Origin of the sequence: Flavobacterium sp. GSB-24 (genome assembly GCF_027924665.1) — a bacterium.
Classification (GTDB): domain Bacteria; phylum Bacteroidota; class Bacteroidia; order Flavobacteriales; family Flavobacteriaceae; genus Flavobacterium.
Genome location: NZ_AP027043.1, coordinates 773,819 through 788,659, shown reverse-complemented (window position 1 = coordinate 788,659; position 14,841 = coordinate 773,819). Strand labels below are relative to the sequence as shown.

The 14,841-nt window shown below is 34.3% G+C and carries 6 protein-coding genes; 5 read left to right on the top strand and 1 reads right to left on the bottom strand.

Annotation, left to right across the window (positions count from 1 at the left end; genetic code table 11):
• The first annotated feature begins 6 nt into the window (after window positions 1–6).
• Together QMG60_RS03645 and QMG60_RS03640 are read left to right on the top strand one after the other, a co-directional pair.
• Window positions 7–510: an RNA polymerase sigma factor gene (locus tag QMG60_RS03645; RefSeq protein ID WP_057115299.1), complete on the top strand. Its 504-nt coding sequence runs from the start codon at window positions 7–9 to the stop codon at window positions 508–510.
• A complete protein-coding gene (locus QMG60_RS03640) occupies window positions 500–1,114 on the top strand; it encodes a DUF2975 domain-containing protein (protein WP_057115298.1) in 615 nt (204 codons plus the stop codon). The genes QMG60_RS03645 and QMG60_RS03640 overlap by 11 nt, the downstream gene beginning before the upstream one ends.
• A 46-nt stretch (window positions 1,115–1,160) precedes the next feature.
• Here QMG60_RS03640 and QMG60_RS03635 read toward each other — a convergent pair whose 3' ends face one another.
• Window positions 1,161–6,242 carry a T9SS sorting signal type C domain-containing protein gene (locus QMG60_RS03635; protein WP_281866907.1) on the bottom strand — a complete coding sequence of 1,694 codons (5,082 nt, stop codon included), beginning with the start codon at window positions 6,240–6,242 and terminating at the stop codon, window positions 1,161–1,163.
• 278 nt (window positions 6,243–6,520) lie between these two features.
• Between QMG60_RS03635 and QMG60_RS03630 the strand changes: the two genes are divergently transcribed.
• The 3 genes from QMG60_RS03630 (at window position 6,521) to QMG60_RS03620 (ending at window position 14,779) form a co-directional block, all read left to right on the top strand.
• A complete protein-coding gene (locus QMG60_RS03630; protein WP_281866906.1) occupies window positions 6,521–7,003 on the top strand; it encodes a regulatory protein RecX in 483 nt (160 codons plus the stop codon).
• Window positions 7,004–7,408: 405 nt separating this feature from the next.
• A complete protein-coding gene (locus QMG60_RS03625) occupies window positions 7,409–11,572 on the top strand; it encodes a T9SS sorting signal type C domain-containing protein (RefSeq protein ID WP_281866905.1) in 4,164 nt (1,387 codons plus the stop codon).
• A gap of 129 nt (window positions 11,573–11,701) precedes the next feature.
• A complete protein-coding gene (locus tag QMG60_RS03620; RefSeq protein ID WP_281866904.1) occupies window positions 11,702–14,779 on the top strand; it encodes a T9SS sorting signal type C domain-containing protein in 3,078 nt (1,025 codons plus the stop codon).
• Window positions 14,780–14,841: the final 62 nt, after the last annotated feature.

Genomic DNA, 14,841 nt, shown 5'->3' with positions numbered 1-14,841 from the left:
TCTGTTTTGAAAGAGAAAGAACAAGAATTTTTGAATCGGATACAAAGCCATAAAGGAATTTTATATAAAGTTTCTAAAATGTATATGGATAATTCTGATGATCAGCAGGATTTGTTTCAGGAAATCGTCTGCCAGCTTTGGAAATCATATGATTCTTTTAGAAATGAAAGTCAGTTTTCGACTTGGATGTATAGAGTAGCAGTAAATACAGCAATTGTATTTTTAAAGAAAGAAAAGAGAAAGATAGATAAATATGAAATCGATTCGGATAATATTAAAGAAGACGAAAATGATTCTCATATAAAAGAAAGTCAGCTGGATCATTTTTATAAAGCGGTACAAAAGCTGGATAAAATTGATAAAGCCATAATCTTCTATCAATTAGAAGGCTTCTCTCATAAGGAAATTGGTCAGAATCTCGGAATTTCTGAAGGAAATGCCAGAGTAAAATTGAACAGAGCCAAAGAAAAATTAAAAGAAATTATTAAAAATCAGGGATATGGATTTTAACGATATACAAAATGCATGGAATAATGAAAAACCCGAAAATATTATTCTGCCGGAAAATTTAGAGAAGATTCAATCTGCGAATACTCCATTAGATAAAATTAAAAAAAATCTAAAAAACGAATTCATTTATCAAATTTTGTCTATTGTTTTGATAGGTACAGTTCCTTTTATATGTGATTTTCCACCCAAGATGACTTTTCTGTATTATTTGCTGTACAGTCTTTTTGTAGCAGTCTGTGTTTATTATTTGACGAAGCTTTACTTTTTTTATAAGCGGTTGAATAATATAACTCTGAGAACAAAAGACAGTTTGTATGAAACCTATTTTGATATTAGGCTAAATATGGAATTGTATAAAACTTTTGGATTTGCTTTGACGCCGTTTTTAGTTTTATATTTTTTAGGCTTTTATTATTATGCGTTTACCAAGATACCAGGGTTTGTTGATCATGAATTTTCTAGCGGCCAACTCATCGGATTCTTTCTAGTGGTTGTTTTTACGATGCTCTTTATGGGAATTTCTCTAGAATGGTGGGTTCATAAATTTTATGGAAAGTTTGCCAAAGAAATAAAGAAGGTGATTGACGAATTGAAGGAGGAATAAAAAACAAGAAACCCATCAAATTATGATGGGTTTCTTGTTTTAGGAATTAATCCATTATTATTTTTTTTGATGTGCTATGACCATTCTGTAGATTAATCTTTAGCAGTAAAACTTGATTTCCTGTCTGCAAATTCGAAATTTGAAATTCTGTACTATTAATTTTTTTCTTATTGAATATTTCCTGACCCAGTACATTATAAATAATAACATCATTGATAGTTTCTTTTGAAGAAGTAATTCTAACTATTTTATTTTTAACTGAGACTAAAATTCCATCTGAAATATTTTCAAAGTCATCTGTTCCTAAAGTTTTAGAAGTATAACGAAGGACAAAACGGTCTGTAAATGTTCCAATTGCAGTTTTAAAAGTATAATTTTCTTTGCGAAGATCTGTTATTTTTCCTGTTGTTTTATCTTCTAAATAAACAGCCTGCGTGTCGAAGAATCCGTCTGCATGGTCAATTGCAATGGTAAAATCACCTTCAATTAAAGCTTTATATCCTAAAGGTACCAGATCGCCGGTGTCAAAAGGCAGTGCACGTCCCTGAATGGTTAGTTTTTTAGATTCGCTGATGCTGTAAAAATCGATATATGCGTTGGCACCCATTGTTACGGCATCGTAGTTTACATCGATTGTATTTGTTGCTCCCTGGACATAACCGACAAGTGCTTGTTTAAGAATGCCGTCTGCGTGGGTCATATTCAGCCATAAACGATTTTTCTCAACAGTTGATTCTGATGTTTTGTAAAACTGGGTATTATTGCCGGGTCTGCGGATATGGTTGTTAAAGATTATTGTCCCCGCAGCAGGTTTTGCAAAAAATCCCTGCGCTGCGGCAATATAGCCGTCAAAAGGAAGTCCGTCTCCCCCAGCAGTTCCTGTTGCGTTATAAGCTGTAAAATCAGTGCTGTAATAAAATTTATTGTCACCAGGAACAGACTGTGTTGGAAGTGCATTATGCCCCCAGAAATACAGCGACCCTAAATTTGGATTCTCAGCCATTAACTGGTCAGCATCTATGGCAGAAGGGAAAGGATTTCCAATTAAATTCCACTTTCCCGATACTGTATTCACAGATATATCCCCATTATTGGGAACTCCTGTAAATACTGCAGTAAAGATCGACGGTGTATTAATATCAAAATACTGGGGAGCTCTTACGTTATAACTTTTACCGATTTCCATCACCATAGTCCCGTTATAATTGATCATCCATGCAGCCGCATTAGAGTCATAATAAGAAAACTTATCTCCCAAAGTATCCGGCGAAAGATTATAAAGTGTAAAACCAGGCTTTGTAACCGGAGTTGACCAATACGTTAAATCATAACGGCGTACAGAAGTTGCTCTTTTGTATACAATATCTCCTGTGTTTACTGCATTTGTAGTCTGTACTAAACTTGAGTTATTCTCAAAAATTAACTGGCCGTTTGTGGTAACCGAATTAGTAATGGTCAGAGTCACTCCGCTTGGAATTGTAACAACCGCACCAGAATTAACTATTAATGAACATCCTGATACATTTGGAGTACTTATTGTAAATGGTTGACTAGCCGTTGAAGCAATAATAATAGTTTTTGTTCCGTCTGGGTTACCATTTGACCAACCTGAACCATTCCAAGTTGTTGTTGAAGTTTGGTTTACTATATTAACTGATACTACTGGACTTGAAGTACAGCTTGCGGCATTTGTAACCGTAAAATCATAATTTCCTGCTACTAATCCTGTAATATTGCGAGAACTTCCAGTGTCAGTAATTGTTTGTGATGCTGTTCCCGTTTGCTTAATTGTCCAAGTTCCAGATGGAAGATTTGTTAATGTAACGCTTCCTGAACTAGTACAAGTAAAATCACTATTTTTTGTTAGTGTTGGAGTAGTTGGAAGTGAATTTACAGTAACCGTCCATGTTCCAGTTGATAAGGTTGGCGTAGTATTACATGTCCCGTCATTTGCAAATCTTCTGTAAACTGTAGTAGCTGTTAATCCTATTGGTGGTGTATATGTTGCAGAATTTGAACTTGCAATATCAACTCCGTTTGCCTGCCATTTGTATGTTATCATATTATCTCCTCCACTTGCTGCAGTAGTACTTCCAATTTGAGAAGGAGTTCCTCCAGAACAAATTGTTTCCCCTGTGGTATTAATTGCTCCAGATGTAAATTGAGGGCGAATGACAAGACTAAAAGTATTACCCATAGACACACAACCATTTGCATTTTTTACAGTTATTGTTCCTGTGTACGTGCCATCTGTAGCTGTAGATGGAATTACAATAGAAATAGGGGTTGCTGTAAGTGAAGCATCTGTAACTGGAGAAAAACTATTTAATGGCGTAGAATTCCACGTTATACTATATGTTGTTGGCACTCCAGTTGTTCCTGTATATACTAATGAAGTACTTGTTGCGCCAAAACAAATTGTTGAAGCTGTTGCTGCTGAAGCTATTGTTGGCAAAGGGTTAACTTTTATCAACACAGCGGCAGAAGTATTTGGACAAGTACCTCCAGAAGTTACTACTCTTCTAAACCAAGTATTTACAGTTACAGAATTAATTGGAGTATAATTTTGTAAATTATTTGTTCCAGGTGCAGCAGTAAAACCAGCAGTAGCACTTGTGGTACTGATCTGCCATAAATAAGTATAAGTTCCACTTCCTGTTGGGGTTGTACCTGTAATAGTTCCTGGCACTGTACCAGAGCATACCGGAGAAGAATAAGCCGCTGAACCATAATAATTTTTGACAGTTCCAACACATGGATCATCAAAATTTGCATTATTAGCTAAAAATGTTATTGTCCCTGTGTTACCTAAAAGTTGCCCTTCTACAAAAGATTGACTTTTTGTTGCAGAATGACAGGTATAATTAATTGCAAAATTGCCACAAGAACCTGTTGGTGATCCATAACTTGAGAAACTTACTGTATTGAAATATGTTCCTGTAGGAGCGGTAAAACTAGATGTACCATTTTCAGGAGTAGTTACACAAACTGTTCCGGAAGTACCATTTGTAAAATTTATGACGTTGTTTCCAATTCCAACAGTTATAGTTCCACTCGTTGTAGCTGCTGTACATGAATTTCCTGTCGTAGTTATATTATAAGGGAACACACCACTAACGGTTGGTGTTCCGCTTATTGTTAAAGTATTTCCTGAAACTGAACTAGTAACTCCAGCCGGCAAACCAGTAACGTTTGCTCCTGTTGCTCCACCGCCCAATGTCATTGTGATATCCGTCATCGCACTGTTTTGGCAAACACTTCTATTTCCGCCTGCAGTTAATGTATGGACTGGATTAACTGTTACTGTTGCGGAACCCAAAAGTAAATTTGAGCAAGTTGGAGAAGATTGATAAGCTACATTTACCAAATTATAAGCAAATACCCCAGAGCTTGTTGTCGGAACAGCAATATTTACTGTGGAACTTGCCGCTAAATTTACAGTAGCATTTGATCCTCCATTAATGTTATAAGTGATAGTAACAGGTAAAGGTTGTGGATTTGTTAAAGTGATGTTTGGAGAACTTGCATTTTGACAAATTGTTGCATTCCCACTAATTGTTGCTACTGGCGATACTGTTGAAGTTGAAACAACTCCAGAAGAAGCACTTGTGCTATTTCTACATTTATTATAAGCTCTTAATCTATAATAGTAAAGTGTATTGTTGCTTAATCCAGTAACATTGTATGATGTCACTAATCCAACATCTAAATTATTATAACCTGGAACCATTGCTGTAAAGCTATTATTTGTAGAAACATCCAAATAATAACCTGAAGCTGAGCCTACCACAGTCCAATTAGCAGTAAACTGTGAGCAAAATATATTAGTCGCTGTTGAAAGAACTGGAATAGTGGGATTTACATTTTGACTTGTTATAACAGCAATTGATTCTGTACTGTAAATACATGACGACGCATTTGCTGCTGTTCCCGTAATATTTCTCCTATAATAAACTATTGATGTTGCAGTTGGGCTTGTTGATGGTACTGTATAATTCTCTCCATTTGCACTACTAATATCTGTCCAATTCAGATTATCTGGAGATGATTGCCATTGAAACTTAATTGATGGATTGATATTCGATCCTTGATAAGTAATGGCTGAACCATCTAGCACTGAATTACTGCCGGCACAACGATAAACAGGACCTGAAGTATTTATAATATTAACAGAATTCATCGTGCTTTCGGCTGGATAAATGCTAAAATCTGTCACATTTGCTTCATCTTTATCATAGTAATCCAGTACTAACTGACTATTACCATTTAAATAAACCAATATATTTGTATAATCTGTTGCACCTTGTTGGATCCATGCATCAAAAACCTTAACACCGTCTACAGAAAGTTTTACTCCGTCATCTCCCCTTACTTGAACAAAATAGCAACCTTGTGGCAAAGTCGATCGCATTTTATAGCGTACAGCAAATGTCTCAGCATAAAATGTTTGATTAGTACCTCCTGCAACAAAAGCAAAAGATGGCGTATTTCCTCCACCGTAATTTTGAGAAAATGAAGTTGTACTTCCAACAATGTTATTTGCTTGTGTGAAAGCCCCTAAGTAACTAGAATTAGTAAAGGCATTTGTCTCTGATAGAGGTGTTACGCTAACAGTATCAGAGAAATCATAAACATGAGCAATCCATGAATTATTTCCTTCCCTATCCTGAAGCTCTACATTACTACCTCCTGTATAAGTTACAGTAATGGTAGAGTTATTCCCTGTTGTCGATATACAGTTAGAATTATTATTAATTTTAATAAATAATGTTCCCGTAAATCCAGCTAGCCAATTGGTAGAAGTCGCATTTCCATTATTTGAACCTGCCAAAGCACTGCCCACATTTACAGCTGTATTAGTTTGGTTAAAAAATGTAATTCGCTTTATAAAAGATTGGTTTGATGAAGCGGTAATTGTATAAGTTAATCCTTGAATTACATTAACTGCTACATATCTACCCATTGGCACATTTGTAAAAGTAACAGTACCAACGTTTGTACCTGCAACAGCTTCTCTATTGTAAATTATAGATTGAGTAGTTCCAAATTGCGTACTTCCGAAAGGACATTGTGCATAACTAATAAAAGAAATAAGAAATAAAAACGAGTAAAGTAGTTTTCTCATCATATAACAGTAGGTATTTGTTTTAAATTTGTTTTTGGTTTGCTTAAAGCAAAAAGGGCATTCTTTCAAAAAAAAGTAAATGTCTTTTGGTATTTTACTGAAATCTAAAATGTTAAAATCCTGACTTTTATCAGAAATCAAAATGTTAAAATTTCCGTACAAAAATATTTAAATTAGCCTAATCTACAAGGTTATAATTTATTTCTTTTCAGAATATATTAACAAATTTTAGAATTATTTTATAACTAATTGACAATTATTACATTTAAACGTTAAAAAGAATGAAAAACCCGACGAAGTGTACTTTTACTATCAAAGAAGCTTTACAAAAACTAGAGCATTTTTGTGCTTATCAAGAACGTTGTCATGATGAAGTTGTTGCTAAATTGTACAGCTTAAAAATGACTTCTGATGAAGTTAACAGTATTGTCGTACAATTAATTGAAGGAAACTTTCTTAATGAAACTCGTTTTGCCTGCAGCTTTGCTCGTGGTAAGCATCGTATTAAACATTGGGGAAAGATTAGGATTACAAACGAATTGAAAGCAAGACATATTTCGGCAACAAATATCACATTGGCTTTGAAGGAAATTTCTCCAGAAGAATATTTTGAAACTTTTGAAAATCTAGCCGAAAGATCTTGGAATAATATATCAGAAGGTAATCTTTTAAAAAAACGCAAAAAATTTTGTGATTATATGCTTCGAAGAGGATATGAAAGTAATTTGGTTTACGAAAAAGTAAAAGAATTGGAAGAAAATTAGAATGGTCTTTCCCTCTAACAAATGATTTTTTCAACTATTTCAAAATCACTTCTCTTGCACAAAAATTGTATTAAATTCCTTATTTAACACAAAATAACTTTTGGTTGTAAAATATTCCGTTTTTGCGGATTTTATGCCAAACCTGACGTTTTTCAGTCTAAAATCTCAAAAAACGATCTCAAAAAACGTTAAATTTTACGATTATTCTTATATTTTTTTTTCCTGTTTTATAAGAAATCCCGCCAGTTGTTATTTTTTAATATGTATTTCGTCGACTTTTTTAACAATTCATCGAATATATATAAGTTATCAAAACCCTCCTAATTTGCAGCACGTAGATGTATATATCTTTGCGACGCATAAAAGTCCTATGCCAGCATAACAAACTGATAGAAAACATTTAACATGAAAAAAACTTTACTTTTATTTTTATTGTTGCCTTTTTTAGGATTTACCCAACTAAATGGTGATTATGTAATTAGTTCTACCAATTCAGATCCGAACTTTAAAACTCTTTTAGCAGCAGTTACTAGATTGAATAATGTGGGGATTAATGGACCTGTGCGATTTTTATTAGATGAAAATCAAACCTTATCATCTCAACTTACAATAGCTTCATTTGCAAATATTAGCGCAAATACAGTTACTATAAAACCAAACAATGGGAAAGATATTGTAATATCAGCAAATATCGCAAATGGAGCAGTAATTGCTTTCAACAATGGAGACAATGTAATCATTGATGGAAACAATACAGTTTCTGACAATAAATTAAAAATCTATAATACTTTTAGCGATGCCTCAAACAGCTACACCAACCGAGCGGGCATTTGGTTTTATAATGGATCCGATAATAACAAAATCCAAAATTTAAAAATAGAATTAAACATTGTAGGAATTGAAGTAGGCGTTTTGTCAACTGGAATTATAGCTGGTGGAAGTTCATTAAACAGTGACGGAAATAATCTAAATAATACGATTCAAAATGTAACTTTTACTAAAGTTAAACAGGCTATAATTGTAAGAGGACAAAATGTATCTAATACTGGATGGAAGTTTTTAAACAATCAAATTTCATCAACAGATAACAATACTAAAGCATTTTTAGGTATATATATTTTAAATGCTTCCAACTATACTGTTAGCGGAAACACTATTAATGGAATTAGATTACCATCAAATTTAGGAGGTAATTCAAATCATTCTGGACTTTATATTGAAAATGCAAACTCTGGAGTAGTTACACAAAACATTTTGTCAAATATTGAAAGCAATATTGGTAATGGCTCAGGTTATGGAATTTATGTTAAAGGGAATAATACATCTATTGGTCAAAATATAGTTTCAAGTTTATATACCAACTCAACTAATACAGGAGCGTTTGGAATAAAAGTAGAAGGAAATGACGCGACAATCTTTGGTAATAAAATTAACTCTGTAACTTGCAATCAAGGTAAGACGACTGCTGGAATTTATACCTCTGGAAATAATCAGCTATTATACAATAATTTTGTATTAGATATTAACTGCGCTGGAGGTGGTGACCCAAGTTCTCAAGATGGCTTTGGAATTTACATAAATAGTGGTTCAAATATCAAAATATATAATAATAGTGTTAAACTAACTACTAATCAATCTTCAGGATCTTCTGCTGCTTTGTATGTACGAGATGGATCAGGTTTTGACATTAGAAATAACATTTTCGTAAATTCACAGACCTCTGGTAGCACACGTTTTGCAATTTATTTTGAAACATCTGATATATCTAAATTCCCAACTTTGGATTATAATGATTACTACAGCACACAATATTTAGGCTCATTTGGAAACTACTACAACGGAGGGAATCAAAAAAGCACTCTTGCAGCTTGGAGAACTACAACCACTAAAGATACCAATTCTAAAAATGAGAATCCTGTATTTATAAGCAGTCTATATTTAGATCCAAATAATGCAATAAACAAAACTTTAATAGGAACTACAATTGCATCTGTAACTACTGACATTGACAATAATGCGAGGTTAAAACCTTATATGGGAGCAAATGAACTAGTAACTTGTGTAACACCTGGTGATCAAACAACTTTTGGCAATGAGTCTTGGATTGGATATGTTTACAAATGGACAGGAAATACTGCTCCAAATCCAGCAACTCCAACTACTACACCAGACACCAGCATAGCAACTTATATTGGAACAGTAACAGAAAATAAAAATTTTGATAGAAATGTTGCAGAAGGGGCCGTTAGTGGCGTTACAACTAATATCCCTTGTGAAACAGCACCAACTGACAGGTTTTTTGTTCGATACAAAATGACTGCAAATATAACTGAAGCTGGTAGTTATAACTTCATGCTTGGAAGTGATGACGGTATTAGACTTTATATAGATGGAACAAAAGTTTTGGAACGATGGAATCAGCATAGTTACACTGTAGATTCTGTTTTACAAAATTTGACTGCTGGTACACATCAATTTGTTCTTGAATATTTTGAATTTGATGGTTCATCTAGAGTTGCTATATCATTTGGTTTAATAAAAGGAGACCCAACAGTTTATGGAGATAAAGTTTGGAATGTTTACGGTTACGTTAAAAATGATCTAAACCTTGCAAATACAGTGTATGCAGGAAATTATGTAGATCCAAACTTAAACGTTGACTCAAAAACTTACTGGGGTGTTACCAAATCGCCTTCTGCAGCAACAATTTGGCAGGGAGCACCAATGCCAGATGATAATTTTACAGTTTCATTTAAACGCCGCGGTTTTCCTTGTGGTCAATATCAAATACAACTTGTAAATTCTGATGATGCAACTCAAATATATATTGATGGTAATTTAGTATTTACTCAGTCTGGATATACCAATACTGCTACTATAATTAATAATCCAACTACTTATGCATTAAATAGTAATTCTCGTGTAGAAATTCGTTTAAGAGAAGATGGTGGAAATGCTAATGTTGCTGTAAATTTCCTAAGAGTAACTACACCCTACAACGGAACAGGTACTCCTGCAACGAACAGTTCAATAGTTATCAATTCAAACACAACATTAAGTTCAGATGTTACAGTTTGTTCTTGTACTGTCAACCCAAATTATACTTTAACAGTCCCAAAAGACATTACGTTAACAGTTGATGAAGATATAACCGTAGGAACGGGAGGAAAAATACTTGTACAAGATGGTGGGTCATTGCTTCAAACCAGCACAAGTAAAACTATGTTTACAGGAAATACTACCGCTTTTGAAATGCAGAGAAAAATTAATGCTCGTCGTTACGACTTAACTTATTGGTCAACACCTGTAAATAATCCAAGCTTTACCTTACATGATTTATCACCAGACACATTAGGAGATAAGTATTCTTATTATGACCCTATCGCCGGGTGGACTATTAATTATAATGGAACAATGGTTATGGAGCCTGGAAAAGGATATAATGTAAGAGCACCGCAGTATTATGACATTGACACACCCTCAGATTTTACAGCAAAATTCTTCGGAACACCTAACAATGGGGACGTTTCAGTTACTGTTACAAGTGGAAAATGGAATCTTATAGGAAATCCATATCCATCAGCTGTAGATGCAAAACAATTTATTTCAAACAATAATACAGGAGCCTTATATTTCTGGACTCATCAGACACCACCTGCTAAAATAAACGGAAGTAACTCTTATTCATATGGTAGTGCCGATTTTGCAGCATTTACTATGCTGGGAGGAACGAGAGCAGCTTCAGGAGGTGTTGAGCCATCTGGATATATAGCCGCTGGGCAGTCATTTTTTGCAAAACCAAGTGTGAGCTCAGTTACATTTAAAAACAATTATAGAATTAACGCAAAGAATACACAATTTTTTAAAACAAATGCTAAATCAAGCTCAAATGAGCAAAATCGTCTATGGTTAAATTTGAGCAATACTGCAGATGCATTTAAACAATTATTAATTGGATACGCAGAAGGAGCTACAAATAGCATAGATACTAACTTTGATGCTGTAACTATTGCTGGAAATACATTTGTAGATTTTTACAGTATTAATGAATCTAAAAAACTAACAGTTCAAGGTAGAGCATTACCGTTTGATAATTCAGATATAGTTCCTCTTGGTTATAAAACCACAGTTGCAACAAATTTCACAATTTCAATTGATCATGCAGATGGATTATTTGACGATCAGGCAGTTTACTTAGAAGATAAAACTACCGGAACTATAACAGACTTGCGTAAATCGAATTATTCTTTTGATTCTGCTATAGGAACTTTTACAGACCGTTTTGTGCTTCGTTATACTTCTAAAACTTTAGGAACAGATGATTTTGAAAATTCAGAAAGCGGGGTTTTAGTTTCTGTACAATCAAAAGTTATAAAAGTAAATTCTACTACTGAAAATATAAAAGAAGTACAGATTTATAATATTGGAGGTCAATTAATTTATACTAAAAACAAAATTGATTTGAATGAATTCCAGATATCAAATTTACAGTCTGGCAATCAAGTTTTATTAGCTAAAGTTATTTTAGATAATGACCATACAGTCACGAAAAAGATAATTTTTAATTAATGAGATTATACTCATAACAAAATCCGACACCTAATCAATGTCGGATTTTTGCGTGTTAGAAAATTTATATAAAATATTTAAAAGAATACCCAAAAAGCCCATTATCAACCAATCTTAACCACAAATTTCATGAGCACAAAAAAGCTATTGAATTTCCGTTCTTTATCATTAAAAAAAACAATTATTTTCTTTTTTCTGATATCATTAAAAATTACAGGCCAAAGTAATACAATAACCAGAATTCATACTGACTGGAATAAAACAGGAACTGGTTACTGGACATCAAATGCAGCCACAGGCGTAGGAAATCGTCCTGACAATGTCAATAATTTATTAGCATTTGAATGGAGAGGCCAAACTTTCTCGACAGGTGTAGAGGATAATAAATTAAACACAAATTCTGTTTCTTATAATGCGCAAAACTTTAGAGCTTTAAAAATTCAAACTTTAGGAGCAAACACAAGCACCTATTTTTTACAAGGATCGATGATAGATGGCTCAGCAACGGGAACCACCTTAATTCCACCATTAGCAGGAGCTGTATCAACTGGAAGCGAAAGGGCTTCAAGACTTACAGATGGCAAGAATGGATTAAGCTTAGGAACTGGAATCGCCAACATTCCAAATGGTACTGCGGAATTTAAAATCGGAACAAACAATTTAAATTTAGTAGGTATAAATGACAATATTCCAGATTTACTCGTTACCCAAGTTGCCGAACCAGGAGGAACAGGAACTGAAGATATATTTAAATTTGTTGATGCAGCAGGAAACACTGTAGGTAATCAAATATCCGTTAGTTTTAATTCTGTTTCGGTTATTGGAACTTACAGTTTAGATTTATTTAGAGCGACAGATGGCGTAACGGCTTTTACACCAGCAGCTACAAGAGACATTAGAATGCTGGGAATCGAGACTAGTTCTTTTGGCATCACTTCTGCAAATGCGGCTCAGGTTGATCGTTTTGTAGTAGTTTTTTCAGGAAGCTCAGATTGTGCTTTTATAGCTTTCAATACAAAATCTTTAAAAATTGCAGATTTGAGTATGATTAAAAAAGCAACATTATCATCATGTGGTAAAGCAGGCGACGTCATCACTTACAATTTTGATATAAAAAACACAGGACAAGTTCCAATTACAAATATCAGTGTTTCTGACCCGATGCCTGGAATGGTGTTTTCAAGTAATCTAATTTCTTCTTTAGCTGTCGATCAAACAGCAACAATAACAGCAACTTACACAGTTACACCAGCAGATGTTGCTGCAGGAAGAATTGTTAATTCTGCTACAGTTACAGGAACTGATCCATCTTTAAATACTGTCACAGATATTTCTGGAGATGATTACAACAATAATAATGCAACAATTACCATCCTGCTTGCACCTCCAACAATTAGTGCGGTACATCCTGTTACCTGTGCAAGCTTAGGAAGTATTGATTTAACAAATTTACCTGCTTCAGGAACTTGGCAGATTACACAGACAGGAACTGCTTCTGCTACTTATAGTGGCACTGGATCTACGTTTACTGTACCAAATTTAGCAGTGGGCTCATATTCTTTTAGAGTAAATACTGGAAGCTGTAATTCCCCAGCGACATCTAATATAAATGTCGGAGAAGATTCTTCAACAACATGGAATGGGTCGAGCTGGTCAACAGGACTTCCAGGTCTAAATAGGAGAGCCATAATTGCTTCAACAACTCCAAATCAGCCATTTACAACCAACACCACTATTTGTTCCTTAATTGTCAATTCAGGAGCTTTTGTAACTATTCCAAGCGGAGTGACTCTGACCATTACTAATTCGGTTACCACAAACGGCCAGTTAATTTTTGAGAATAACTCAAGTTTAGTACAGACTACAAATGCAGTAAATACAGGAGATATTGTATACAAAAGAGCAACTTCTGTACGCCGATATGATTTAACGTATTGGTCAACTCCGGTTACAAAGCCTGGTTTTACACTTTATAATCTTTCGCCGGATACTTTGGGAGATAAGTTTTCTTATTATGATCCCAATGCAGCTGCATGGATGATCAATTATAACGGGACTATGGTGATGGAAATCGGTAAAAGTTATAACGTAAGAGCTCCCCAGTATTTTGATATTAATACACCGTCGATCTTTACTGCAGTATTTACAGGAGTTCCCAATAATGGGGATATATCTGTGAATACAGTATCGGGAAAGTGGAATTTAATTGGAAATCCTTTCCCTTCTGCCATAGATGCTGACCAGTTAATGGCTGAGAATCCAAATTTAGGGTCGCTGTATTTCTGGGGGCATAATGCACTTCCAACACAGTCTGTTCCTGGTGACAATAAATTTTATTACAGTAATGATTTTACAGCTTATAACGCAACAGGAACTGCTGGGGGAGACGGACTTCCTTTTGACGGCTATATTGCCGCAGCGCAGGGATTTTTTGCAAAACCTGCTGCGGGGACAATAATCTTTAACAACCATATCCGCAGACCCGGCAATAATACCCAGTTTTACAAAACATCAGAATCAACTGTTGAGAAAAATCGTTTATGGCTGAATATGACCCACGCAGACGGCATTCTTAAACAAGCACTTGTCGGTTATGTCCAGGGAGCAACAAATACAATAGATGTAAACTACGATGCCGTAACAATGGGTGCCAACGCATATATCGATTTTTACAGCATCAGCGAATCTAAAAAACTAACCATTCAGGGACGTGCACTGCCTTTTGACACCAGCGATCTGGTGCCTTTAGGATATAAAGCTTTAATTGAAGGTGATTTTACCATTGCAATTGACCATGCAGACGGATTCTTTGATACCCAGGCTGTTTATTTAGAAGATAAAACAACAGGAAAAATAACAGATCTTCGCAAAGAAAATTATACTTTTAAAACTGCAATTGGAACATTTACAGACCGTTTTGTCCTTCGTTATACTTCTAAAACATTAGGAACGGATGACTTTGAAAATATTTCAGATGGAATTTTAGTCTCAGTTAAAAATAAAGTAGTTAGAATTTCTTCAAAAGAAGCACTAAAAGAAGTAAAGATTTTCGATATTGGAGCGCAACTATTATATAGCAAAAACAGAGTAAATTCATCAGAATTACAAATTTCAAACTTAAATTCAAGTGATCAAGCTTTATTAGTCAAAATAACTTTAGAAAACGGGCATACTTTTACTAAGAAAATTATTTATAGTAATTTATAGTAAACACAACCTAGATTTTAAAAAAGTCCATTCCATAAAAAGAATGGACTTTTTTTATGTCA